Raw genomic sequence first — 22,096 nt, forward strand, 5'->3', positions numbered from 1 at the left:
GCAACCTCAGCTTCCTCGGTTCAGACCAGATGGACAACCTCCTGAGACACCAAAGTTAGCCGAAGGCGTAACCCACCTCTTTCATCACCGCGGCAAAGGAAGTGGTGGGTTACGCTTCGCTAACCCACCCTACGCACCGAGCGTAAATTACCACCCCTCCAGCACGATCTTGCCGCGCGACTTGCCGCTCTCGAGCAGCGCGTGCGCGCGCTTGAGATTGGCCGCGTTGATCGTGCCGAAGGTCTGGTCGAGCGTGGTGCGCAGCACGCCCTTGTCGATGAGGTCGGCGACGTCGTTAAGCAAGTGATGCTGCGCGATCATGTCAGGCGTCTGGAACGAGGAGCGCGTGAACATCGATTCCCAGTGCACCGAGATCGCCTTGCCCTTGAACGCGCTCACAGCGAACTCCGGCGGATCGTCGATCAGGCCGAACCGGCCCTGCGGCGCCATGAACTCGGCGATCGCCTTGTAGTGCTGATCGGTGAAGGTGAGGCTCGCCACCAGCGCCACCGGCGGCAGCTTGAGCTTCTCGATCTGCTCCTTCATCGGCTTGCCGTGGTCGATCACCGCATGCGCGCCGAGATCGAGGCACCATTTCTGCGACTCCGGCCGTGTCGCGGTCGCGAGCACCGTCAGCCCGGTGAGGCGGCGGGCGAGCTGGATCAGGATCGAGCCGACGCCGCCGGCGCCGCCCGTGATCAGCAGCGTGCGCGGATCGACGCTCTTGCCCGGCACCGCGCCGAGCCGATCGAACAGCAACTCCCACGCGGTGATGGAGGTGAGGGGGAGGGCGGCGGCTTGCGCAAACGAGAGCGACTTCGGCTTGTTGCCGACGATGCGCTCGTCGACCAGGTGGAATTCGGCGTTGGTGCCCTGGCGCAGGATCGAGCCCGCGTAAAACACCTCGTCGCCCGGCTTGAACAGCGTGACCTCGGGGCCGACGGCATCGACCACGCCGGCCGCGTCATAGCCCAAGATCTTCGTCTCGCCCTCGGGCGGCGCGGCGCGCTTGCGCACCTTGTAGTCGACCGGATTGGCCGAGATCGCCTTCACGGCGACGCGGATGTCGCGTCCCTTGGGCTCGGGTTTTGCGGTCTCGAAATCGATCAACGCGTCCTGATCCTCGATCGGAAGCGACTTCTTGTAGCCGACGGCCTTCATGGCTTGTCTCCATCAGATGGCGCGCAGCTTGTGATGTGCGCCCGGCCTGCTAACTGTCCCGCTGGCCCCGGTTTGGCAAGTACTGTAAATTCGGGGATATAGTCCCTGTTTGGATACTATTGGGAAAACACGCATGAAGCGGCGAGATTTTACCCGGCGTCCCGGCTGCTCGGTCGAGGCGACGCTGGACCTGATCGACGGCAAGTGGAAGGGCGTGATCCTCTACCACCTCCAGGACGGCACCCAGCGCTTCGGCGAGCTACGCCGCCGGATGCCCGGCATCACCCAGCGCATGCTGACAAAACAGCTTCGCGCGCTGGAGGAGGACAAGCTCGTCATCCGCAAGGTCTATGCGGAAGTGCCGCCTCGGGTGGAGTATTGCCTCTCCGAACTCGGCGAGAGCCTCAGGCCGGTGATCGATATCCTGAAGGCGTGGGGCGAGAGCCACCAGCAGCGGCTGTCCTGCGCGCCGGCGCCCGAGGCGGAACCGGTCAAGAAGCCGAAGCGAGCAGCGTGAATTGTAGAGAAGTTGGCGCTGCATTTTCGGTGTCGTCCCGGCCTAGTGCGCAATTGCGCACGGGGGGCCGGGACCCATAACCCCAGGGAGGAGTTATAGCGCGAGCCGGCAACTCCGAGCCTTCGCCAAACTACTCCCTGTGGCTATGGGTCCCGGGTTCGCGCTTGCGCGCGCCCCGGGACGACGAGAGAGCTCAGAACGCGAACTGCGTGCGCATCGCGACGGCGTCGAACTTCGAGCCGACATCGGCGGTCGAGATCGGCGAGGCCTGCCGCGATACCGTGCCATGCAGATAGTCGAGCATGAAGCGGACGTTGCCGTTGACGTACCAGTTGAGCGCCAGCGTGTAGACGGTCTGCCGTCCGCCGGCGATGCCCGCGGCGGTTGCGAGCTGATTATTCAAATCCATAGTGGAATAGCGGCCGGCGATCTCCCAGGCGCCCCAGCCACCGCCATCGAGCGAGAACGGATGATCTGGCTTGACGCCGCCATAGGCGGCGTTCGCTGGATTGTACTTGCGCGATTCCCCGGTCAAGACGTAGGCCGCTTCCGCGTAGCCGCCCTGGAATTTCAGGTTTGGCGCTCCGATTAACGGCACGCTGGTGTTCGCGTTGCGATCGACGTTGAACCAGTAGTATTCGCCCTGGAGGAACAGCGATCCATAGGTCGCGGCGGCTTCGACACCATAAACCTGGGCGCCCGAGACATTGGCAATCGCCCCGGTCGAGATCAGCGTCGTGGGATCGATGCGCAGCTCGGGCCGATCGCTGAGCGTGAGTGTTTGCGTGTTGGCGACCAGATTGCGCGGCGGCTGAATCAGCCACTGTGCGTCGCCTCCGAGATGCACCGAGTAGTCGTTGCCGCTCACGATCTGGCCTGCAACGCGGGCCGTCGCGCCGTATTGCTCGCTGGTGCCGGGAGGTGAGACGCTGGACGCTGAGTGAATCGCACCCGTGGTGGGGCCAGTCACGTACGCGCCGGCCCAGAACACGTCGTTGTACCAGCGCGCGCCGACTGCAGAACGGAAGTCGCCGGCGGCGATGTTTTGCGCGATGACACCGACCGAAGCCCTTTCCATGAAAGGAAGATCGTTGGAGCTCATGGATTCATCCATGGTCCAGGCAAGGTCCATAATGCCGGCTTCGATCGCCATCTTGCCGCCGAACGGCTTCAGCCCCGTGTAGCTGATATACGCGTTCTCGATGCCGGACGTGCCTCCGCCGGGCAGGAAGCCGACAGGGGTCGCGCCGGCGGCGCCGGTGCCGCCAAAGCCGTCGGAGGTGCCGCCGAAGTCGTAGATCAGCGCGAAATTCCAGTCGTTGAAGAATTTGCCGGCAAGGCCGATGCGCGCGCGGCGGACGTTCTCGCCGCTGTCGAGCTTCTGCGGCACGGTGGCCGCGGTGTTGGGACGATAATCATAGCCGCCGACATCCCAATGCACGCGGCCGGTGATGCCGACGCAGTTCGCCCCGTCGGCCGTGCAGATGGTCGGCCGGTTGTTCGGCATCGTCACGACGACACCTGAGGCGGGTGCTGGTCCCTTGAGCGGGATTGCAGCGTTGGCATTGGCCACGACCGCTTTCGCTTCCGAGCGCGCTTCCGCTTTGGCTTCGGCCTTCGCCTCGGCCTTGGCTTTCGCCGTGGCCGCCGTGTTCGCGGCAGTCTGGCTCTGGAGCTTGTCGAGCTTCTGCTCCAGCATCTTCAGCTGCTGCTTCAGCAGCGCGATCTCCTGCTCGCTGCTGCTTGCCGATTGGGCCTGGGCCTGCGCGCCCGCAAGTACACCGGCAAGACCAATCGCCGTGGCTGCAATTCTTCTCCTGCTCATGTCACGCCTCCATCGTTTGACGAACTTCCCCAAGTCGCAGGCGGAGAGCCTAGGAACGATCGATGACTGCCCCGCGACGGCGCGCCCCGTTTGCGTGGTTCCCACTGATGCAAATTCGCCGCAACCGAATCCGCCTTGCATCACAATGCAAGATGACGCGCATCATGCCAATCCACAGCGCCGGGCAAATTGCCATTTCTTACGCGGGCCGTGTATGCGGCAGCCGGCGGAAGGGGGTGAATATTGCCATCCCGCGCCCTTCTATTGGGGGGCGAACGCGCCTATATTCCGGCGTCTTTTCCAAGAGGTAGGAATGTTTCGATCGACCTGGACCGCCGTCGTCACGGCATTGTGCATAGTCTTTTCGGCCCACTTCAATCCGGCTGCGGCGCAGGACCGTCGGGTCCCGTCCTCGCCGGCCGAGCTGCGGCTGTCCTATGCGCCGATCGTGCAGCGGGTGCAGCCGGCCGTCGTCAACGTCTATGCCGCCAAGGTGGTGCAGAACCGCAATCCGCTGCTCGACGACCCGATCTTCCGCCGCTTCTTCGGCGTGCCCGGCCAGCAGCCCGAGCAGATGCAGCGCTCGCTCGGCTCCGGCGTCATCGTCGATTCGTCGGGCCTCGTCGTCACCAACGTCCACGTCATCGAGGGCGCGGACCAGGTCAAGGTGTCGCTGTCGGACAAGCGTGAGTTCGAGGCCGAGATCCTGTTGAAGGATTCCCGCACCGATCTCGCCGTCCTGCGCCTGAAGGACACCAAGGAGAAATTCCCGACGCTCGACTTCACCAACTCGGACGAGTTGCTGGTCGGTGACGTCGTGCTCGCGATCGGCAATCCCTTCGGCGTCGGCCAGACCGTGACTCACGGCATCATCTCGGCGCTCGCGCGCACGCAGGTCGGCATCACCGACTACCAGTTCTTCATCCAGACCGATGCGGCGATCAATCCCGGCAATTCCGGCGGTGCGCTGGTCGACATGAGCGGCAAGCTTGCCGGCATCAACACCGCGATCTATTCGCGCTCAGGCGGCTCGCAGGGCATCGGCTTTGCGATCCCGGCCAACATGGTGCGCGTCGTCGTCGCCTCCGCCAAGAGCGGCGGCAAGGCGGTGAAGCGTCCCTGGCTCGGCGCCAAATTGCAGACGGTGACGCCCGAGATCGCCGAAAGCCTCGGCTTGCGTTCGCCGACCGGTGCCTTGGTCGCGAACGTGGTCTCGAACGGCCCCGCAGCGAAGGCCGGCCTGAAATCCTCCGATCTCATCACCGGCATCGACGGCCAGACCGTGGATGATCCCAACGCGTTCGACTACCGCTTCGCGACGCGTCCGCTCGGCGGCACCGCGCAGATCGACGTGCAGCGCGGCGGCAAGCCGCTCAAGCTCGCGATCGCGCTGGAGACCGCGCCCGACTCCGGCCGCAACGAGCTCGTCATCACTGCGCGTTCGCCGTTCCAGGGCGCCAAGGTCTCGACCATCACGCCGGCGGTTGCCGACGAGCTGCATCTGGACGCCGACACCGAAGGCGTCGTGATCGCCGATCTTGGCGGCGACAGCGCCGCGGCGAATGTCGGCTTCCAGAAGGGCGACATCATCCTGGCCGTCAACAACCAGAAGATCAGCAAGACCGGCGACCTCGAAAAGGCGGCGGGTGAGCGGCCGCGGGTCTGGCGCATCACGCTGGTGCGCGGCGGGCAGCAGATCAACGTCACGCTGGGCGGATGAGTCCGAAGCGACCACAGGAGACGCCAACTCTCTTTGCCGCGGCGGGGCTCGATCACGAGGCTCCGCATCCGCTGCCGGACCGGCTGCGCCCGCGCGCGTTGTCGGAGGTCGTCGGCCAGGATCACATCCTCGGCCCCGACGGCGCGCTGACGCGCATGCTGGAGACGCGCACGCTCGGCTCGCTGGTGTTCTGGGGCCCGCCCGGCACCGGCAAGACCACGGTGGCGCGGCTGCTGGCGGATGCGACCGACCTGCATTTCGAGCAGATCTCAGCGGTGTTCTCCGGCGTCGCGGACCTGAAGAAGGCCTTCGACGCCGCGCGTGCCCGCCGCGAGATGGGCAAGGGCACGCTCCTGTTCGTCGACGAGGTGCACCGCTTCAACCGCGCCCAGCAGGATTCGTTTCTTCCTGTCATGGAAGACGGCACGGTGGTGATGGTCGGCGCCACCACCGAAAACCCGTCCTTCGAGCTCAACGCGGCGCTTCTGTCGCGTGCGCGCGTACTGGTGTTTCGCTCGCTCGACGCGGCGGCGATCGAAAAGCTGTTTGCGCATGCCGAGGAGGTCGAGGGCCGCAAGCTGCCGCTCGATGCGGAAGCACGCGCGGTGCTGGTGCGAATGGCCGACGGCGATGGAAGGGCATCGCTGACGCTCGCCGAAGAGGTTTGGCGTTCGGCGCGGACGGATGAGATTTTCAATGCCGCGCAGTTGCAGGATATCCTGCAACGCCGCGCACCGATCTACGACAAGTCGGCCGACGGTCATTACAACCTGATCTCGGCGCTGCATAAGTCGGTGCGCGGCTCCGATCCCGACGCCGCGCTGTATTATCTCGCGCGCATGCTGGACGCCGGCGAGGACCCGCTGTTCCTGGCCCGCCGCGTCGTGCGCATGGCGGTCGAGGACATAGGCCTTGCCGATCCGCAGGCGCTCGTCATCGCCAATGCCGCCAAGGACGCCTCCGACTTCCTCGGCCATCCCGAGGGCGAGCTCGCCATCGCGCAGGCCGTGGTCTATCTCGCCACTGCGCCGAAATCGAACGCGGTCTACACCGCCTTCGGTGCCGCCATGCAGACCGCAAAGCAGGCCGGCTCGCTGCTGCCGCCAAAGCACATCCTCAATTCTCCGACCAAGCTGATGAAGTCGGAAGGCTACGGCGCAGCTTACGAATACGACCACGATGCCCCCGACGCCTTCTCCGGCCAGGACTACTTTCCGGAAGCCCTGGGCCGTCAGACCTTCTACGACCCGCCCGAGCGCGGTTTTGAGCGCGAGATCCGCAAGCGGCTGGATTACTGGGCCAAGCTGCGGAAGGAGCGGGGCGGCTCGCGCTAGAAACGGCCATTTCGCCGTGACGGGGGCCGGCTTTTAGGGTACGCAGGCAACCATGAGCCGTCGCATCAAGAGAATGAACCCGAAGCCCCGTTCGCGTGACGAGCGCGATGACGCACGTCCGTTCAAGGCGCGCAGCGCCAAGAAGGCGGGGCCGCGGCCTGGCGCCAAGCCGGGTGCGAAGCCGCCGCGTTTTGCGGCCGAGCGTGCCGAGCGGCGCCCGCCCAAGGCGGCGCTGGAAAAGGCAGCGCTGGAAAGGGCTGTACCCGCCAAGCCCGTCGAGGCACTGCTGCCGACCAAGGTGCAGACCGTCAAGGTGACGGCCGACGAGAACAACATGCGCGTCGATCGCTTCCTCGAGGCGCGCTTTCCCGGCCTGTCGTTCTCCCACATCCAGCGCGTCGTCCGCAAAGGCGAGCTCCGCGTCGATGGCAAGCGTGTCGACAGCAAGGATCGGCTGGAGGAGGGCCAGAGCGTCCGCATTCCGCCGCTGAAGCTCGACACGCCGAAGGCCGCCGGTGAGCTATCGGAAGGCGCCCAAAAGACGCTTGCCGCGCTGAAGGAGATGACGATCTACGAGGACGACGACGTCCTCGTGCTGAACAAGCCGGCCGGACTTGCCGTGCAGGGCGGCTCGGGCATGACGCGGCACATCGACCAGATGCTGGAGGTGATGCGCGATGCCAAGGGCCAGAAGCCGCGCCTCGTGCACCGCATCGACAGGGAGACGTCGGGCTGCCTGCTGATCGCCAAGACGCGATTTGCCGCCTCGCATCTGACCGGCGCCTTCCGTTCGCGGTCCGCGCGAAAAACCTATTGGGCGCTGGTGCCGGGTCTGCCGAAGCCGAAGCAGGGCCGCATCTCGACCTTCCTTGCGAAGGAAGAGAGCGAGGACGACACCATCATGCGCATCGCCCAGCACGGCGATGAGGGCGCCAGCCACGCGGTGACCTACTATGCCGTGGTCGAGACCGCCGGCAACAAGCTGACCTGGGTGTCGTTGAAGCCGGTGACGGGCCGCACCCATCAGCTCCGCGCGCATATGGAGCATATCGGCCATCCCATCGTCGGCGATCCCAAATATTTCAACATCGAGAACTGGCAGCTGCCGGGCGGGCTGCAAAACCGGCTGCATCTGCTCGCGCGCCGCATCGTCATTCCGCATCCGCGCGGCGGCGTGATCGACGCAACCGCCCCGCTGCCGCCGCACATGCAGCAGTCGTGGAATCTGCTCGGGCTCGATGCAAGCCGGTTCGATCCGATCGAGAACGCGCCGGAAGAGTAGGGGCGCGCGAACGAGTAAGGCGCGGGACTAGCCACGTTCTCGCGTCATCGCCCGCGAAGGCGGGCGATCCAGTATTCCAGAGACCGGCGTTAGAGAGCTCGCTCTCACCACATCCGCCGCGGCGTACCGGATGCCCCGCCTTCGCGGGGCATGACAGCGATGGTTGTGAGCGCGTCCACACCCCCTCAATTCCGAAACTGCTCCAGAAACATGCGCAAGCTGTCGTGCGGGGTCTCGACATCCGTGATCAGCCAGCCTTCGGGGCCGTTGACGAGGATGAAGTTCAGCGTTACCCGGCGGCCGTGATTGTCGAAATTCGCCGCGACATAGGTCTTGTCGTATTGCCTCCGCACGACCGCGATCGCGACCGGGCCGAGCTTCCAGCTCGGGCTCTGCACCAGGAAATCATAGGGCTCGGCCCTCGGCGCGCTCCAGGCCTTGCGCAGCGGGAAATCGAAGAATTGCCGGGCGGTGGCGCCATCCCGCGGCAGGCCTTTTGACAGCTCCGGCACGCCCTGGCCGTAGTGGGCATAGACGTTGCGGACCAGCGATTCCGGGCTACGAAAGCCGGCCTCCGCCGCGGCCAGCCAAAGCCCGGCGACCAGGGCCACAATACCCGCAAGTTCCCTCATGCCTGCCGCTCGCTTTATCGGGCGCCGGTCTTGTCGTACAAGCCTAGCACTGAGCGAGTAGGGCCGAAAACTGAGATGCGCGAATTGTTCGACGAAGTTGCGGGGCAATCCCCGCGCGATCCACGCGAGGCGGCCCGCCAGTCCGCGCGCACGCCGCAGCGCAAGCGCTTCTACAAGGAGGCCGGCGTCGCCGGGGCCGAAGGCGGCTTCGCCATCACGCTCGACGGCAAGCCGACCCGCACGCCGTCCGGCCGCAAGGTGGTGATCCCCTCACGCGCGCTGGCCGACGCGGTCGCCGCCGAATGGGCGGCCCAGGGCGAGACGATCGATCCCGTGACCATGCCGCTGACGCGAATCGCCAACAGCGTGGTCGAGGGCGTAGTCGATCGCGTCGAGCTCGTCAGGGACGATCTTGCAAAATATTTCGAGTCCGACCTGCTGTTCTATCGCGCCGGCCATCCCGAGGCGCTCGTGGCCCGCGAGGCCACGCATTGGGACCCCGTGCTGTTCTGGGCCGCGGAGACGCTGGGGGCGCATTTCATCCTGTCCGAGGGCGTCATGCATGTGAAGCAGCCGGACGAGGCCATTCAGGCCGCCCGCGCGGCCCTGCCCGGGGATGCCTGGTCGGTCGCGGCGCTCCATGTGGTGACGACCCTGACCGGCTCTGCGCTGCTGGCGCTGGCCCTGGCCCATGGCGTGCGCGAGGCCGACCAGGTCTGGGCCGCCGCCCATGTCGATGAGGACTGGAACGCCGACCAATGGGGCGTGGACGAGGAGGCCGCGGCACGCCGGGCCGCCCGCGCGCGGGACTTCAACGCTGCCGTCGCAGTTCTGGCGGCGGTCGAGCCATCCGCGGCCGAAGGTCCTTAACGAGAGGTTTACGACGCCGGCGTTAGGGTGGCCCGTGCTCCTGGGCCCCTGAGATGGCGACGCCGATCAGTTCCATTACTCCCGTCAATGCTGCCAGCCCCGTGGCTGATGCGGCGACGCCTGACCTCGTGCTTCAGGCCGGCAGCGTCGTCGACGCCAGAGTGGTCAGCGTACTCGCCGACAATCTGGTGCGGATCGCGATCGCAAATCTTTCCCTCGACGTGATGTCGGAAGTCGCGCTGTCGCCGGGACAAAATCTCCAGCTCGCGGTGTCGCAGAACGACGGCACCATCCGCCTCGCCGTCATGGGCGGCGCAGGCGAGGCGGCCGCCGATCAGGTCACGCTGACGCCGGCCGCGGCTTCGCTGGTCGACAGCCCGTCGCTCGCGCCGTCCGCGAGCGCGGCGCGCAGCACCTTGACGCCATCGGAGCAGGTCGCCGTCACGATGGCTTCGGCCGAGGCCGCGAGCAAGCAGGGCAGCCAGGCGCCGCTGTTCGCTAATCTTGCCTCCGTCGTGACCGGAAGCGATCTGCCGGCGGGATTGAAGCAGGCGGTGCTGGACGTGCTGGCGCAGCAGACGCCGCTCAATACTCAGCTCGACGGCGGCGACATCGAATCCGCCTTCCAGAAGTCAGGGCTGTTTCTCGAGGCTTTGCTTGCCGCGGGCGCGACGCCGTCGCCAGGCGCCGTGCCGGACCTGAAAGCGGCGCTGCTGGTGTTGCGCCAGACGCTGGCCGCGACCTCAGGCGCGCTCGAGACCGGCGCGCCGCAGGCACCGGCGCAAGGCACTGCGCCGCCGACAAGCGTGACGACCACGCCGCAGCCCGCCGCGTCCGCACTTCAGGCGGCGGGCGAGGCCGCGCAAGCGGCATTGCCGTCGCCCAATCCGGAGATCGCCCAGCCGACGCAAACGCCGCGCGGCGCTACGCACGCAGCCGCCGTGCTGGCCGACATGGCGGGCGCAACGCCGCAGGCGGCGGGCCCGCGAACCATGTCCGCTGGCCTTGCCGCGAGCCTCTTGCAGGAGGTCACGCAAAACCTGCCGCGCATGATCGGCAATTTACCGGGCTCGAACAAGGCCGTGCCCGATGGCCACATCTTCGAGGCCGCCGCGCGCGCGACGCCACCGCCATTCCGCGGCGCGCTGCCGTCGCCGCAGTCCATCGCCTCGCCGTCGCTCGCGCCGGATACGCCGCTGGCTGCGACCGTGCACCGTCTGCTCGACGACACCAATGCCGCGATCGCGCGGCAGACCTTGCTCCAGGTCGCCTCGCTCCCCGATCGCACCGATGCCTCCGGGCACCGCGTCGATCCGGCCGTGCCGCAGTGGAATTTCGAGATTCCCTTTGCGACACCGCAGGGGACCGCCATGGCGCAGTTCGAGATCTCGCGCGACGGCGGCAACGAATCCGCAGATCCCGCCAAACGCGCCTGGCGTGCACGCTTCACGCTCAACGTCGAGCCGGCCGGTCCCGTGCATGCCTTGATCACGCTGAACGGCGACAAGACCTTTGTGCGGATGTGGGCGGAGCGGCCGGCGACCGCGCAGCAACTCCGCGCCGGGATCGGTGAGCTCAGCCAGGCGATGACCAGGGCCGAGCTCAAGCCCGGCGACATCGTGGTGCGCGACGGCACGCCACCGCAGCCGGCACCGGCCCGCGCCGGCCACTTCCTGGATCGCGCCACATGAGCGACCAGTCCAAGCTTGCGATCGCGCTGCATTACGAGAAGGGCTCTGGCGCGCCGGTCGTCGTCGCCAAGGGCAAGGGCACGATCGGCGAAAAAATCGTCGAGATCGCCAGGGCCAACGACATCCCGATCGAGGAGAATGAAATCCTGGCCGGAGCGCTGTCCAAGGTCGAGCTTGGCGAGGAGATCCCGCCCGATCTCTACAAGGCCGTCGCCGAAGTGCTGGTGTTCGTGCTGCGGCTGTCGGGCCGGGCCAGGTAGCTGTCATCGTTTCACCATGATAGCGGCTTCATGGTCGCTGCCAATTCCATCGCTCAACGGACATTCACGTGATCACTCGCCGTTCCACCCTCGGCCTTCTCGCCGCAACCGCGATCCTGCCGTCGCGTGCGCTCGCCCATGTCGCGCCGCCGCGCAACGAGATCCGCGACAGCCTCGCAAAACGCTTCACCGATCTCGGCACGTCAGGCACCTTCGTCGGCTACAAGGTCGAGGACTATCTGATCGTCGCCAGCGACAAGGAGCGGTCGGGTGAGGGCAAGCTGCCGGCCTCGACCTTCAAGATCCCGAACTCGCTGATCGCGCTGGAGACCGGCGTGGTCACAGATCCCGACAAGGACGTGTTCCCCTGGGACGGCGTGAAGCGCGGAATCGAGGCGTGGAACAAGGATCACACGCTGCGCAGTGCGATCGCGGTCAGTGCGGTGCCGGTCTATCAGGAGATCGCGCGCCGGATCGGGCAGGAGCGCATGCAGAAGTACGTCGATCTGTTCGACTATGGCAATCGCGACATCGGCGGCGGCATCGACCAGTTCTGGCTCACAGGCGCTTTGCGCATCGATCCGGTCGAGCAGATCGATTTCGTCGACCGGCTGCGGCGGCGCGCGCTGCCGATTTCCAAGCGCAGCCAGGATCTCGTCGCTGACATCCTGCCGGTGACCAAGGTCGGCGATAGCGTCATCCGCGCCAAGTCCGGCCTCCTGGGCGCCGAGCGCGGCGAGCCGTCGCTGGGCTGGATGGTCGGCTGGGCCGAGAAGGGCGAGGCGCACACCGTGTTCGCGCTCAACATGGACTGCACCGAGCCGCGCCTCGTCGGCGAGCGCATGCCGCTGACGCAAGCCTGCCTTGCCGAGATCGGCGCGGTCTGAGCGCAACTGCGCTGATCTGCTGCCTCACCAGCCTCCGTCCTCATCCTGAGGAGCCCGCGCAGCGGGCGTCTCGAAGGATACTTGCGGGCGAGATCGGGGCCTTCATGGTTCGAGACGCGCGTCCCGCGCTCCTCTCGTCATTGCGAGCGCGCCTCTCGCCACGCGTCATTGCGAGCGCAGCGAAGCAATCCAGAGCCTCTCCGCGGAAAAGATTCTGGATTGCTTCGCTGCGCTCGCAATGACGGAGTATGGGGCGCTGCCGTCGGCTCACACGTGATCCTCATGGTGAGGAGCCCGCAAAGCGGGCGTCTCGACAGGGGCCCGGCTGCCTTTCATCCCAGCTTGAACAGCGCCTGCAAGAATTCCTCCACGGCCTTGCGCGACTCGGCGGCGGTTGCGGGATTGCCGCCGACATGGGGATTGAGCTCGACGCAGGCGTCCTTGTAAGTGAAGGGCGCTTGCGTGCTGGCGTTCATCAGTACGCCGCCGTCGCCTTCCTTGATCTGGCAATTGCGCACCGTCTGCGCGTTGGCTGAGACAGCCACGGTGGCGACGCCGAGCAGGCCACTGTCGAAGCCGTGCGCGCTATCGGGGTATTCGGTCAGCACCACGTCGCGCCCGGCGGTCTTGAGCCGCTCGACGAAGGCCTTGCAGCTCTTCACGGGGTTGTAGTCATCAGGCGTGCCGTGGAAGATGCGGATCGGGCGCGCCGTGACCTCGGTATCGCCGACGTAGCTCGTCGAGCAATCCGGATAGAACGGGATGTAGGCGGCGAACTGGATGCCGGACTTGTTCCAGAGCTTGTTGAAGCGGTCGAGGCTCGCATAAAGCGTTGCCTGTCCGCCGCGCGAAAAGCCCATCAGCACGATGCGGTCAGGATCGACGCGGGGATGCTTCGCCAAAATCTCGAGCGAGCGGTAGATGTCGACGATCAGATTGAGCCGGCCGAGCAGGGCCTGGTTCGGTCCGACCACCGTCAGTCCGCGGCCGGTGAAGCCGTCGATCACGAAGGTCGAGATGCCCATGGCGTTGAAGGCGTGGACCCAGGCTTCCGTGGTGGCGCCCACGCCGCTGGAGCCGTGCATCAGCACCACGACGGGGAGTTTTCCACTGCCCTGCGCGACGCGGAATTCGCCGGCGACCGTCACCGGCTTGCCGGCGGCCGCATCGCCGCTGAGGAATTGCTGGTCGGAGAGGGTGAGCGAGGGGATCGGGTAGATCTCGGCGCGGGTGGCGACTTCCTTGGGAAGGGATTGCGCGCTGGCGAGCGCGGTTGAGGCGCAAAGCGCGATGAGTGCGGCGGCGACGCGGAATGCCCTCGGCATCGGATTCTCCCTGATATTTTTTTGCAGTAGAACAACGGGCTCGCGCGCTGTCAATTTGGTGCGCGACGGCTTCAGGCCTTGTCGGCCGTCTTCTTGGTCGTCAGTGCCTGGTCGATGGCAAAGCCGCCGATCTCGCTCATGGCCTGCGAGATCACGTCGCCGCTTCTGGCAAAGCCGCTGGAGAGATAGTCGAACTGCGTCCGCGCCAGCCGCAGCACCTCGATCGGCACGGAGACCACGGTCTCGTTGAAGCTGTCGACGGAGGCGCGTAGCGTCTCCAGCTCGGTGCTGAGTTTGCCGATGTGGCTCTCTGCATCCTGCATCAGGCCGAGCAGCTTGCCGCGCTCGGCATCGAACGCCGCACGCTCGGCCGCCGCAGCCGCCGTCACCTCGGTAAGCTGCGCCCGCAGCGCCTCGATCTGGGCGACCATGGCGTCGGAGGCAAGCTCGGCGGCCTCGCGCAGCTCGACATGGCGTGTGTTCTCCTCATGCTGCTGGTGATAGAGCCGCTCGGCCGACATCGCCCGCTGCGTCAGCGACTCGATCAGGCTTGCGGCACGCAGCAGCATCTGGCCGTTCCGCCCCGACACCATGCTGGCCATGCGCCGCAGGAAGTCGACGGTTTCGGACGACGAGTTCGGCGGCAGGGGAACGGCTGTCGCGGACATGAGGTGATGCTTGCAGTCAGACGTGAGGACCGCCGCCGTACCGACTGGGCTCACGCAACATTCGGCGCCTGATCGTAAGCCCGAAGCAAGCCTGAATCGGCGCGCCGGGTCAACCGACCAGCACGGACAAAATCGATCATCCCGCCGCCAGGTCGCGCGCGGGATCAGGCGTCCTTCTGCCGACCAATCCGCCCGAGATGGGTAAAGCCGAACCCGGCCGAGTATTTCAGGCCATAGCCCAGCGCCCGGTCGATGCCGATATGGGCCAGCCAGATCAAGGCGATGGACAGGGTGAGCGGCGAGGCGAGGCCGAAGCCCAGCGTCAGCAGCGCCACCGGCGCCATGTAGCTGTGGGCGGCGTTGTAGACCAGCGCGCCAAACCTGGCGTCGGAGAGGTATGCCAGGAAGCTCAGGTCGGGCACGAAGAAGAGCACGGCAAACACCAGCCAGGACCCATCCCAGGCCCAGTAGAGCATCACCATCCCTGCGAACAGGGTCAGGCCCTCCAGCCGCAGCAGGATGTTGACACCGCCCGTCACAGTGCCGGTCTCGGCCGTTCCTTGGTCCATCGTCGCCTCCCAGGCAAAACTCTGTAATTCCTTGCGCTTTCCCGCTGCGGCAAGGCAGCCCTGCGAGCCCGAAAGCGGCTTCCCGGCCCGCAAAATGCCGTGTTAGAACCCCCGGCAATCGCATTTAGGCTAAGAACTGGCGGGAGCAAATGAAACATATCCTGGACGCCCTTGAAGATCGTCGTGCCGGCGCAAAGCTCGGCGGCGGGGAGAAGCGCATCGAGGCGCAGCACGCCCGCGGCAAGCTGACCGCGCGCGAGCGCATCGAGCTCCTGCTCGACAAGGGATCGTTCGAGGAGTTCGACATGTTCGTCGAGCACCGCTCCACCGAATTTGGCATGGAGAAGAACAAGATCCCGGGCGACGGCGTCGTCACCGGCTGGGGCACCGTCAACGGCCGCAAGACTTTTGTCTTTGCCAAGGATTTCACGGTGTTCGGCGGTTCGCTCTCGGAAACGCACGCGCTGAAAATTACCAAACTCCAGGACATGGCGATGAAGGCGCGGGCGCCCATCATCGGCCTTTATGACGCGGGCGGCGCCCGCATCCAGGAGGGCGTCGCCGCGCTCGCCGGCTATTCCTATGTGTTCCGCCGCAACGTGCTCGCCTCCGGCGTGATCCCGCAGATCTCCGTCATTATGGGCCCCTGCGCCGGTGGTGACGTCTATTCGCCCGCGATGACCGACTTCATCTTCATGGTGAAGAACACCAGCTACATGTTCGTCACCGGCCCCGACGTCGTGAAGACCGTCACCAACGAGGTCGTCACCGCCGAAGAGCTCGGCGGCGCTTCAGTGCACGCGACGCGCTCCTCGATCGCCGATGGCGCCTTCGAGAACGACGTCGAGACGCTGCTCCAGATGCGGCGCCTGATCGACTTCCTGCCGTCCAACAACACCGACGGCGTGCCGGAGTGGCCGAGCTTCGACGACATCGGCCGCGTCGACATGTCCCTGGACACGCTGATCCCCGACAATCCGAACAAGCCCTACGACATGAAGGAGTTGATCCTGAAGGTCGTGGACGAGGGCGACTTCTTCGAGATCGCGGAGTCCTTTGCGAAGAACATCGTCACCGGCTTCGGCCGCATCGCCGGCCGTACCGTCGGCTTCGTCGCCAACCAGCCGATGGTCCTGGCGGGCGTGCTCGACAGCGACGCCTCGCGGAAAGCGGCGCGCTTTGTCCGCTTCTGCGATGCCTTCAACATCCCGATCGTCACCTTCGTGGACGTGCCGGGCTTCCTGCCGGGCACCGCGCAGGAATATGGCGGCCTGATCAAGCACGGCGCCAAGCTGCTGTTCGCCTATTCGCAGTGCACCGTGCCGCTGGTCACCATCATCACCCGCAAGGCCTATGGCGGCGCCTTCGACGTCATGGCCTCCAAGGAGATCGGCGCCGACATGAACTACGCCTGGCCGACTGCCCAGATCGCGGTGATGGGCGCCAAGGGCGCGGTCGAGATCATCTTCCGCAGTGACATCGGCGACCCCGACAAGATCGCCGCGCGAACGAAGGAATACGAAGACCGCTTCCTGTCGCCCTTCATCGCCGCCGAGCGCGGCTACATCGACGACGTGATCATGCCGCACTCGACCCGCAAGCGCATCGCAAGGGCGCTGGCGATGCTCAAGGACAAGAAGGTCGAGGCGCCGGCGAAGAAGCACGACAATTTGCCGTTGTGAGGGATGAGTAGCCCGGATGAGCGAAGCGACATCCGGGTTTCCACGCAAGAGCTCCGCATGTCGCTTCGCTCATGCGGGCTACTGGCTACGCTTCTGATTTGGCATCCTCGATCAAAATCCGATGACCGAAGACGATCAGACCGACGAGATTTCACAGATCGAAGATCGGATCGAGCGGCTCGCCGAGATCGCCGAGCGGTGCCGGAAGTACATTCTGGCGTCCAAGATCGCCATCGGCGGTGGGGGCGCGCTGCTGTTCGCGATCCTCGGCTTGTGGGGTGCGGGGCAGACCGCGGCGCTCGGATCGATCGCTCTGGTGCTTGGCGGGATCGTGTCGCTCGGCTCGAATGTCAGCACGTTGCGGCAGACGGAGAGCGCAATCGGTGATGCGGAGGCGCTTCGATCTCAGCTGATCGGCCGGATCGACTTGCGCGTGGTTGCCGATGCGCCGATGAAGCTGGTGTGATGCGCCCCTTGGTGGGCGCTCACTCGCATCACGCCGCAGCCTTGCGCGTCAGGATCTGCAACTCCTCGCGGCATTCGGCTGCGAACGCCTGAAGCCGCTCCACGGTGTGCTGGTCGAGGACGGCCTTTGCCAGCCTCTCTGCGCGGGCAAGCTGCTCTTTCAGAAATTCGATGCGGGCCATGTGTCACCTTCCGCCGGAATAGTTTGTCCCAAATTGCTTCGTTCCGATGGAGGTGAGCCTATGGCGAGCACCGGATTAATTATGTGAGGCTCGTCACGCTCCGGCGCGCGCCTTATCCGCCGCAGCGAAATGCGCCATCTGGTCGACGTGCGCCTTCGCAAAGGCCGGGCGGGCCGTCGCGCGCGACATAGGCGCGGCAGGCCGGGTGCTCCGTCAACCCGTCGAAGTGATCGACGAGGCGCAGCACGTCCGACATCGTTCACTGCCCCAGCTTCGCCCGTCCCTTGCTTCGCTGCCAGCGGCTTCCGGCGCGAAATCGGCCGTCTCTGGCCGCTTGCAATTGCCTTCTGGTGGCCTACCATGAACGGCGTTGGGACCTTGAAGGAGCGCAGCCATGGAACTCACCGTGGTGCCGATCGTCAAGCCGGACGCAACCAACTTCATCTTCGGCCAGTCGCATTTCATCAAGACTGTGGAAGACCTCCATGAGGCGCTGGTGGGCGCAGTTCCGGGCATCCGCTTCGGGCTGGCCTTCTGCGAGGCCTCCGGCAAGCGGCTGGTGCGCTGGTCGGGGAACGACGAAGCCGCGATCGCGCTTGCACGCGACAACGCAATGGCCATCGGCGCCGGCCATACATTCCTGATCTTCCTGGGCGACGGATTCTTTCCAGTCAACGTGCTGGCTGCGGTGCGCGCGGTGCCGGAGGTCTGCCGCATCTACTGCGCGACGGCCAACCCCACACAAGTGATCGTCGCGCAAACGGAGCAGGGCTGCGGCGTGCTCGGGGTGGTGGATGGCGCCTCACCGCTGGGTGTCGAAACCGACGAGGACATTGCGTGGCGGAAAGACCTGCTGCGAAAGATCGGCTACAAGCTGTAGTGGCTGGATGCAGCCGAAGCGACGGGCCTGCATCGACAAGACCGTCGAACCCAAACCGCAAGATGCCCGGCACATTAATCACCGGCGCCCTCAAGCTCCAGACCCGAGGAGCAACACCATGAAGCAAAACATCCCCGAAGAATTTCCCACCGGCTTGATGGATTGGAGTCGCTTTGTGATCAAGGGCAGCAAGATGCCGCCCCGGGATCCAGATGACGATGAAGAGGACGAGGACGAGGAGGGAGAAGAGGAGGGGGACGACGACGAACCGGCGGTCGTACGCGAGCCGGACGAAGACTAGAAAAGTGGATGGCAGTTGGCGTACAATATCTCCCATGAGTTGGGATGCGAAAGACGTAGCGCTGCTCAAAAAACTCTGGATCCAAGGACAGAGTGCCGCGCAGATCGCGCGCCGTCTCGGGTGCAGCCGTAACGCTGTCTGCGGCAGGCTAACTCGCTTGGGCCTGACGCGTGGCCACAAGCCGCCAACAGCAAAACCCAAGATAAGGTCGGTCCGGAAGCGAGAGCCGGCGTTGTTGGTTGCCTGTGCCCAACCGGCAGCCAAGAAGGTGTCGCGGAAGACGCCAAACAAGCAGCCCAAGGAATTCAGCAAGCACCAGCTTTACGCCATGCTAGCTGAAGCGGTCAGGAATACGGGCTAACGGGCTACCGCGACGTTGTTGCGACGCGGGCTTAGTCTCGATGGACCTTGGTGCGCTCTGCGATCGTGGCGTCCTTTCAGCGCCGATATCGTGCTAGGCTCGACTGTGGCAGGGAGCACCTGCTTCCTGCTTCATACCGAACGGGAGGACGACATGCCTGAGAGCGTCTACAAGGTCATAGAGCTGATCGGCACCAGCAGCGATTCCTGGGAAAAGGCCGCCGCCAACGCGGTCGAGCAGGCTGCAAAATCTCTTCGTGACCTTCGTGTCGCAGAGGTCGTCAAGCTCGATATTCAGCTGGACGCCAAAGGAAAAGTAGAGGCCTATCGCGCTAAACTCAACGTGTCGTTCAAGTTCGAGGGCACCTGAGCTTAAGCAAACCTCGCCTCGCTTGCGGGGCGAGGTCGGATCTTACGCGCAGGGTTAGCGCTCAAACGGTCGACGTGAATTGTGTCCCTCTTGGAGGCGCACGATCATGAAGGTCTTGCCACTGCTCGTGTTCGCCATGGGTGTCGTCGCGTGGGAAGCGACCGCACAGGACGCACAATGCGACCGCGAACGCGCCGCCATGGTCGAGACCATCCGGGCCTACGCCCGGTCCGCTGCCGGTGTTTTGGGACAGCAAGGCCTGTCGGAGAAGGTCCTTGAGGCCATGGCGCAAACGAAACGCCACCTGTTCATCCCTGAGCAATCTTGCTCTATCGCATACGCCGATAGACCGATACCAATCGGCCTCGGCCAGACCATATCGCAGCCGTACATTGTGGCCTTGATGACCCAGTTGGCCGAGGTCGCGCCCGATCACGTTGTGCTCGAAGTCGGTACCGGTTCGGGCTACCAGGCCGCCATCCTTGCGCAGCTCGCACGAAAGGTCTGCAGCATCGAGATCATCCCGCAATTGGCCGAGACCGCCGCGAAAAGACTAAGAGACCTCGCGTATGACAACGTGAGCGTCAGGCTTGGCGACGGCTACGACGGCTGGCCCGAATGCGGTCCTTTTGACGCCATCGTCGTGACTGCCGCGCTCGGGCAGCCACCGTCGCCGCTGATTGAGCAGCTCAAAGTGGGTGGCCGTCTCGTCATGCCGTTGGGACCCGGTTACACCACTCAGCAGCTCACAGTCGTCGAAAAAATCGCCCCCGGCAAGACGACGACGCGCGGCGTCGCTCTCGTGCGTTTTGTCCCCTTTACGCGTTCGCAAAACTAGAAGCCAGGGTGGAACAGGTTGAGCGCGTAGGGTGGGTGAGCCTTGCGACTGCGCGAAGTGCAGTTCGCCGGGCGCAACCCACCAATTTTGTTGAGGCGGACATTGGCGGATTGCGCTTCGCTAATCCGTCTGCGTTAGCGCGCCTTATCCGCCGCAGCGAAATGCGCCATCTGGTCGGCGTGCGCCTTGGCGAAGGCCGGGCGGGCCGTGGCGCGCGCGACGTAGGCGCGGCAGGCCGGATGTGCCGCCAACCCATCGAAGCGATCGACGACGCGCAGCACGTCCGACATCAGGATGTCGGCGACGGAAAAGGGCCCCGCCAACCATTCGCGGCCGGCCAGCACCGTCTCCATGTGCTTGAGGCGGAGCTTGAGGAAGTCGTCGACGAACTTCACGGCAGGTGAGCCATCGTCACTGCCGGTGAACTTGAACATCGTCCAGGGCAGGGCCGGCATCTCCACCGAATTGAGCGCAGCGAGCACCCACTCCATCGCCCTGGTGCGGCCGTGCGGGTCGGTCGGCATCAGCTTCGCGCTGCGCTCACCCAGATGCAGCCGCTCTCGAAGATCGAGAGGTCGCCGTCGGTCAGCCACGGCACCTGGCCGAAGGGCTGGTGCGCGAAATGCGCGGCGTCCCGCGGGCCGAACGGCACGCTCGCGACACGATAGGGCAACGCGGCCTCTTCGAGCGCCCAGCGCACGCGAAGGTCGCGGACGAAACCCCTGGGCATCTCGGGAACCCAGTCGAAGGTGGTGAGGGTGAGGGCGGCCATGCAGTGTCTCCGTGTGCTGTCCAGGCATAGGACGGGCGAGGGGTGTGCGTTCCGACACCGGTGCCAACTCTTTTTGTCGCCGGCGACATGAATGGCTAGTCTCATGCCAAATAACAGGGAGGAAACCCGATGCCGTCAGCCTTCTTCCTTGTCCGTGCCACCGTCACCGACGCGAGCAAGCGTGCCGCCTTCGACAAATGGTATGAGACCGAGCATGTGCCCGATGCGGTCAAGGCGTTCGGCGTGAGCAAAGCCTGGCGCTTCTGGAGCCCCGACGATCCCTCGCTGCACCAGGCGATGTATCAGTTTGACGACGAGGCCAAGCTCGCGGCGATGCTGAAAGGTGACGCGCTGAAAAAGCTCGTCGCCGATTTCAACCGCGACTGGCCCGAGGTGACGCGCACGCGCGAGACGCTGGTGCTGGCGCAGGAGTTTGCGAAGTAGGCGCCGGCGCGTAGCCCGGATGGAGCGTCAGCGTAATCCGGGGTCTTCGCCCGAGGCAGGAATCCCGGATTGCGCTGCGCTCCATCCAGGCTACGGTCACAGGCTCTCCTGTCACCTATGCAACGAATCTGAACGCTCGATTCAGCCACAGTTCATATCGCGGGCCCGACACTTGCTCGGCATCATCAACGCTTGCCCGAGAGGAAGATGACATGGAACGCCGCAATTTTCTGAAACTCGCATTCGGTGCCGCAGCGGGTGCCGCTGCGTTCACCGCCGCCGCACAGGCCGCGCCACTGGCGCCGCAGCCGCTCGGTGATTCCCGCCTGCCGCAGGGCAACCCGGACGCTCATCCCGCCGTCACCACCAGCGATGAAGCCGCACGGCTCAAGCCCGAGCAGGTGCACTGGCACGGTCGCCACCGGGGCTGGGGCCACAGACACTGGGGCTGGCGTCACAGGCACTGGGGCTGGCGCCGCCGGCGCTGGCATCGCCGCTACTGGTAAGCGCTCGGCAATCGAAATCCGGACGGGGATCGCGGTTCGCGGTCCCCGTTTTGATTCTGGCTCCTGCAAGTCAATGTGCTGGAGGTCGCTCAACGGAAAAAGGCCGCGCAGGCTTTCGCCGCGCGGCCATTTCGCAATGCGAAAATGCGGGATCAGAACGGACGGCAGCGGCCGGCGTACCAGCGCAGGCCATAGGGGCACCCGCGCGGACGCACGACGACGACCGGCGCGGGGCGGGGCGCCACGACCACGACCGGCGGACGCCCGCCCATCGGACGGCAGTTGCCATAGCGGCCACGATACCAGCCGGGACCACAGCCCTCCGCGGCGCTGGCCGCCTCGCTGAAACCAACGACCGCGCTGGCGAGCATCACGGCGGCGAAGAGATATTTCATCTGATCTTCCTTCTCGTCCTTGGGGGGAGATTCTTGGGGGCAGGTCTTAAGGGGCTGGCGCTCGCGGCGCACAATGAATCAAAAGACACGATTCGACACGTTAAATTTGGGAGACACGTGCCGACACGTCGCGATCCAAATCTGTCAGTCATGACCTGAA

At 65.3% G+C, this 22,096-nt stretch carries 25 protein-coding genes and 2 pseudogenes; 17 read left to right on the forward strand and 10 right to left on the reverse strand.

Annotated elements, in window-relative coordinates; all coding sequences use genetic code 11:
* Positions 1-147: 147 nt before the first annotated feature.
* A complete protein-coding gene (locus XI08_RS20830; protein ID WP_271575771.1) occupies positions 148-1,161 on the reverse strand; it encodes a zinc-binding alcohol dehydrogenase family protein in 1,014 nt (337 codons plus the stop codon).
* Between the two features lie 133 nt (positions 1,162-1,294).
* On the opposite strand from XI08_RS20830, the gene XI08_RS20835 reads away from it, so the two are divergent.
* Positions 1,295-1,678, forward strand: coding sequence for a winged helix-turn-helix transcriptional regulator (locus XI08_RS20835; protein WP_271575772.1), 384 nt, complete (start codon positions 1,295-1,297; stop codon positions 1,676-1,678).
* A gap of 193 nt (positions 1,679-1,871) precedes the next feature.
* On the opposite strand, the gene XI08_RS20840 is transcribed toward XI08_RS20835, so the two are convergent.
* Entirely contained in the window at positions 1,872-3,503 is a 1,632-nt protein-coding gene (locus tag XI08_RS20840; RefSeq protein WP_271575773.1) for an OprO/OprP family phosphate-selective porin, read from the reverse strand.
* 313 nt (positions 3,504-3,816) lie between these two features.
* Between XI08_RS20840 and XI08_RS20845 the strand changes: the two genes are divergently transcribed.
* Genes XI08_RS20845 through XI08_RS20855 form a run of 3 tightly spaced genes read left to right on the forward strand, consistent with a single transcriptional unit; the run spans position 3,817 to position 7,839 of the window.
* Positions 3,817-5,223: a DegQ family serine endoprotease gene (locus XI08_RS20845; RefSeq protein WP_271575774.1), complete on the forward strand. Its 1,407-nt coding sequence runs from the start codon at positions 3,817-3,819 to the stop codon at positions 5,221-5,223.
* Positions 5,220-6,557 (forward strand): replication-associated recombination protein A, encoded by a 1,338-nt coding sequence (locus XI08_RS20850; protein WP_271575775.1) that lies wholly within the window; start codon positions 5,220-5,222, stop codon positions 6,555-6,557. Before XI08_RS20845 ends, XI08_RS20850 begins: the two co-directional genes overlap by 4 nt.
* Before the next feature lie 52 nt (positions 6,558-6,609).
* Positions 6,610-7,839: an RluA family pseudouridine synthase gene (locus XI08_RS20855; RefSeq protein ID WP_271575776.1), complete on the forward strand. Its 1,230-nt coding sequence runs from the start codon at positions 6,610-6,612 to the stop codon at positions 7,837-7,839.
* Between the two features lie 185 nt (positions 7,840-8,024).
* Here XI08_RS20855 and XI08_RS20860 read toward each other — a convergent pair whose 3' ends face one another.
* The gene (locus XI08_RS20860; protein ID WP_271575777.1) at positions 8,025-8,471 is read right to left on the reverse strand and encodes a hypothetical protein; all 447 of its coding nucleotides are present in this window, start codon (positions 8,469-8,471) and stop codon (positions 8,025-8,027) included.
* Positions 8,472-8,546: 75 nt separating this feature from the next.
* Here XI08_RS20860 and XI08_RS20865 point away from each other — a divergent pair, with 75 nt between their 5' ends.
* The 4 genes from XI08_RS20865 to blaOXA all read left to right on the forward strand — a co-directional run bounded on the left by XI08_RS20865 (position 8,547) and on the right by blaOXA (position 12,179).
* Positions 8,547-9,341, forward strand: coding sequence for an ATP12 family chaperone protein (locus XI08_RS20865; RefSeq protein ID WP_271575778.1), 795 nt, complete (start codon positions 8,547-8,549; stop codon positions 9,339-9,341).
* Between the two features lie 53 nt (positions 9,342-9,394).
* The gene (locus XI08_RS20870) at positions 9,395-11,032 is read left to right on the forward strand and encodes a flagellar hook-length control protein FliK (RefSeq protein ID WP_271575779.1); all 1,638 of its coding nucleotides are present in this window, start codon (positions 9,395-9,397) and stop codon (positions 11,030-11,032) included.
* Positions 11,029-11,292: an EscU/YscU/HrcU family type III secretion system export apparatus switch protein gene (locus tag XI08_RS20875; RefSeq protein WP_271575780.1), complete on the forward strand. Its 264-nt coding sequence runs from the start codon at positions 11,029-11,031 to the stop codon at positions 11,290-11,292. The genes XI08_RS20870 and XI08_RS20875 overlap by 4 nt, the downstream gene beginning before the upstream one ends.
* A gap of 68 nt (positions 11,293-11,360) precedes the next feature.
* The gene (blaOXA, locus tag XI08_RS20880) at positions 11,361-12,179 is read left to right on the forward strand and encodes a class D beta-lactamase (protein ID WP_092192712.1); all 819 of its coding nucleotides are present in this window, start codon (positions 11,361-11,363) and stop codon (positions 12,177-12,179) included.
* 332 nt (positions 12,180-12,511) lie between these two features.
* On the opposite strand, the gene XI08_RS20885 is transcribed toward blaOXA, so the two are convergent.
* The 3 genes from XI08_RS20885 to XI08_RS20895 all read right to left on the reverse strand — a co-directional run bounded on the left by XI08_RS20885 (position 12,512) and on the right by XI08_RS20895 (position 14,741).
* Positions 12,512-13,504 (reverse strand): dienelactone hydrolase family protein, encoded by a 993-nt coding sequence (locus tag XI08_RS20885; protein ID WP_271575781.1) that lies wholly within the window; start codon positions 13,502-13,504, stop codon positions 12,512-12,514.
* Positions 13,505-13,575: 71 nt separating this feature from the next.
* Positions 13,576-14,172, reverse strand: a complete 597-nt coding sequence (locus tag XI08_RS20890) for a hypothetical protein (protein WP_271575782.1) — start codon at positions 14,170-14,172, stop codon at positions 13,576-13,578.
* Positions 14,173-14,336: 164 nt separating this feature from the next.
* The gene (locus XI08_RS20895) at positions 14,337-14,741 is read right to left on the reverse strand and encodes a DUF4260 domain-containing protein (RefSeq protein ID WP_027549224.1); all 405 of its coding nucleotides are present in this window, start codon (positions 14,739-14,741) and stop codon (positions 14,337-14,339) included.
* Positions 14,742-14,890: 149 nt separating this feature from the next.
* On the opposite strand from XI08_RS20895, the gene XI08_RS20900 reads away from it, so the two are divergent.
* Together XI08_RS20900 and XI08_RS20905 are read left to right on the forward strand one after the other, a co-directional pair.
* Positions 14,891-16,423: an acyl-CoA carboxylase subunit beta gene (locus XI08_RS20900; RefSeq protein ID WP_027549225.1), complete on the forward strand. Its 1,533-nt coding sequence runs from the start codon at positions 14,891-14,893 to the stop codon at positions 16,421-16,423.
* Between the two features lie 121 nt (positions 16,424-16,544).
* On the forward strand, positions 16,545-16,889 hold the full coding sequence (locus XI08_RS20905; RefSeq protein ID WP_271575783.1) for a hypothetical protein: 345 nt from the start codon (positions 16,545-16,547) through the stop codon (positions 16,887-16,889).
* A gap of 28 nt (positions 16,890-16,917) precedes the next feature.
* Here the strand turns inward: XI08_RS20905 and XI08_RS20910 are convergent, their stop codons facing one another.
* On the reverse strand, positions 16,918-17,070 hold the full coding sequence (locus XI08_RS20910; RefSeq protein WP_271575784.1) for a hypothetical protein: 153 nt from the start codon (positions 17,068-17,070) through the stop codon (positions 16,918-16,920).
* A 93-nt stretch (positions 17,071-17,163) separates the two neighbouring features.
* Positions 17,164-17,326 (reverse strand): annotated as a pseudogene (locus XI08_RS20915) (glutathione S-transferase family protein); the annotation flags it as partial.
* A 138-nt stretch (positions 17,327-17,464) separates the two neighbouring features.
* On the opposite strand from XI08_RS20915, the gene XI08_RS20920 reads away from it, so the two are divergent.
* From XI08_RS20920 to XI08_RS20940, 5 genes are all read left to right on the forward strand, one after another.
* Positions 17,465-17,950, forward strand: coding sequence for an adenosine-specific kinase (locus tag XI08_RS20920; protein ID WP_135178110.1), 486 nt, complete (start codon positions 17,465-17,467; stop codon positions 17,948-17,950).
* Positions 17,951-18,068: 118 nt separating this feature from the next.
* The gene (locus XI08_RS20925; RefSeq protein WP_028171408.1) at positions 18,069-18,251 is read left to right on the forward strand and encodes a hypothetical protein; all 183 of its coding nucleotides are present in this window, start codon (positions 18,069-18,071) and stop codon (positions 18,249-18,251) included.
* Positions 18,252-18,285: 34 nt separating this feature from the next.
* Positions 18,286-18,612 carry a GcrA family cell cycle regulator gene (locus tag XI08_RS20930; RefSeq protein ID WP_271575785.1) on the forward strand — a complete coding sequence of 109 codons (327 nt, stop codon included), beginning with the start codon at positions 18,286-18,288 and terminating at the stop codon, positions 18,610-18,612.
* A 153-nt stretch (positions 18,613-18,765) separates the two neighbouring features.
* Positions 18,766-18,981, forward strand: a complete 216-nt coding sequence (locus XI08_RS20935) for a dodecin family protein (protein WP_027549229.1) — start codon at positions 18,766-18,768, stop codon at positions 18,979-18,981.
* 106 nt (positions 18,982-19,087) lie between these two features.
* Positions 19,088-19,819, forward strand: a complete 732-nt coding sequence (locus XI08_RS20940; RefSeq protein ID WP_271575786.1) for a protein-L-isoaspartate(D-aspartate) O-methyltransferase — start codon at positions 19,088-19,090, stop codon at positions 19,817-19,819.
* A gap of 134 nt (positions 19,820-19,953) precedes the next feature.
* Here XI08_RS20940 and XI08_RS20945 read toward each other — a convergent pair.
* Positions 19,954-20,591 (reverse strand): annotated as a pseudogene (locus XI08_RS20945) (glutathione S-transferase family protein).
* 129 nt (positions 20,592-20,720) lie between these two features.
* Between XI08_RS20945 and XI08_RS20950 the strand changes: the two are divergent.
* The gene (locus XI08_RS20950; RefSeq protein WP_271575787.1) at positions 20,721-21,035 is read left to right on the forward strand and encodes a hypothetical protein; all 315 of its coding nucleotides are present in this window, start codon (positions 20,721-20,723) and stop codon (positions 21,033-21,035) included.
* 212 nt (positions 21,036-21,247) lie between these two features.
* On the forward strand, positions 21,248-21,541 hold the full coding sequence (locus XI08_RS20955; RefSeq protein WP_027549233.1) for a twin-arginine translocation signal domain-containing protein: 294 nt from the start codon (positions 21,248-21,250) through the stop codon (positions 21,539-21,541).
* A gap of 152 nt (positions 21,542-21,693) precedes the next feature.
* Here the strand turns inward: XI08_RS20955 and XI08_RS20960 are convergent, their stop codons facing one another.
* Positions 21,694-21,936, reverse strand: coding sequence for a GCG_CRPN prefix-to-repeats domain-containing protein (locus XI08_RS20960; protein WP_027549234.1), 243 nt, complete (start codon positions 21,934-21,936; stop codon positions 21,694-21,696).
* Positions 21,937-22,096 lie beyond the last annotated feature (160 nt).

The organism is Bradyrhizobium sp. CCBAU 11361 (assembly GCF_028128935.1).
GTDB classification, from domain to species: domain Bacteria; phylum Pseudomonadota; class Alphaproteobacteria; order Rhizobiales; family Xanthobacteraceae; genus Bradyrhizobium; species Bradyrhizobium niftali.

Bases quoted from the DNA above. Each gene is read 5' to 3' on its own strand.
- XI08_RS20850 (WP_271575775.1), top strand. From the start codon at position 5,220: ATGAGTCCGAAGCGACCACAGGAGACGCCAACTCTCTTTGCCGCGGCG.
- XI08_RS20960 (WP_027549234.1), bottom strand. From the start codon at position 21,936: ATGAAATATCTCTTCGCCGCCGTGATGCTCGCCAGCGCGGTCGTTGGT.
- XI08_RS20845 (WP_271575774.1), top strand. From the start codon at position 3,817: ATGTTTCGATCGACCTGGACCGCCGTCGTCACGGCATTGTGCATAGTC.
- XI08_RS20895 (WP_027549224.1), bottom strand. From the start codon at position 14,741: ATGGACCAAGGAACGGCCGAGACCGGCACTGTGACGGGCGGTGTCAAC.
- XI08_RS20885 (WP_271575781.1), bottom strand. From the start codon at position 13,504: ATGCCGAGGGCATTCCGCGTCGCCGCCGCACTCATCGCGCTTTGCGCC.
- XI08_RS20905 (WP_271575783.1), top strand. From the start codon at position 16,545: ATGACCGAAGACGATCAGACCGACGAGATTTCACAGATCGAAGATCGG.
- XI08_RS20900 (WP_027549225.1), top strand. From the start codon at position 14,891: ATGAAACATATCCTGGACGCCCTTGAAGATCGTCGTGCCGGCGCAAAG.
- XI08_RS20950 (WP_271575787.1), top strand. From the start codon at position 20,721: ATGCCGTCAGCCTTCTTCCTTGTCCGTGCCACCGTCACCGACGCGAGC.
- XI08_RS20860 (WP_271575777.1), bottom strand. From the start codon at position 8,471: ATGAGGGAACTTGCGGGTATTGTGGCCCTGGTCGCCGGGCTTTGGCTG.
- XI08_RS20840 (WP_271575773.1), bottom strand. From the start codon at position 3,503: ATGAGCAGGAGAAGAATTGCAGCCACGGCGATTGGTCTTGCCGGTGTA.
- XI08_RS20930 (WP_271575785.1), top strand. From the start codon at position 18,286: ATGAGTTGGGATGCGAAAGACGTAGCGCTGCTCAAAAAACTCTGGATC.
- XI08_RS20870 (WP_271575779.1), top strand. From the start codon at position 9,395: ATGGCGACGCCGATCAGTTCCATTACTCCCGTCAATGCTGCCAGCCCC.
- XI08_RS20875 (WP_271575780.1), top strand. From the start codon at position 11,029: ATGAGCGACCAGTCCAAGCTTGCGATCGCGCTGCATTACGAGAAGGGC.
- XI08_RS20940 (WP_271575786.1), top strand. From the start codon at position 19,088: ATGAAGGTCTTGCCACTGCTCGTGTTCGCCATGGGTGTCGTCGCGTGG.
- XI08_RS20955 (WP_027549233.1), top strand. From the start codon at position 21,248: ATGGAACGCCGCAATTTTCTGAAACTCGCATTCGGTGCCGCAGCGGGT.
- XI08_RS20835 (WP_271575772.1), top strand. From the start codon at position 1,295: ATGAAGCGGCGAGATTTTACCCGGCGTCCCGGCTGCTCGGTCGAGGCG.
- XI08_RS20865 (WP_271575778.1), top strand. From the start codon at position 8,547: ATGCGCGAATTGTTCGACGAAGTTGCGGGGCAATCCCCGCGCGATCCA.
- XI08_RS20920 (WP_135178110.1), top strand. From the start codon at position 17,465: ATGGAACTCACCGTGGTGCCGATCGTCAAGCCGGACGCAACCAACTTC.
- XI08_RS20910 (WP_271575784.1), bottom strand. From the start codon at position 17,070: ATGGCCCGCATCGAATTTCTGAAAGAGCAGCTTGCCCGCGCAGAGAGG.
- XI08_RS20855 (WP_271575776.1), top strand. From the start codon at position 6,610: ATGAGCCGTCGCATCAAGAGAATGAACCCGAAGCCCCGTTCGCGTGAC.
- XI08_RS20890 (WP_271575782.1), bottom strand. From the start codon at position 14,172: ATGTCCGCGACAGCCGTTCCCCTGCCGCCGAACTCGTCGTCCGAAACC.
- XI08_RS20925 (WP_028171408.1), top strand. From the start codon at position 18,069: ATGAAGCAAAACATCCCCGAAGAATTTCCCACCGGCTTGATGGATTGG.
- XI08_RS20935 (WP_027549229.1), top strand. From the start codon at position 18,766: ATGCCTGAGAGCGTCTACAAGGTCATAGAGCTGATCGGCACCAGCAGC.
- XI08_RS20830 (WP_271575771.1), bottom strand. From the start codon at position 1,161: ATGAAGGCCGTCGGCTACAAGAAGTCGCTTCCGATCGAGGATCAGGAC.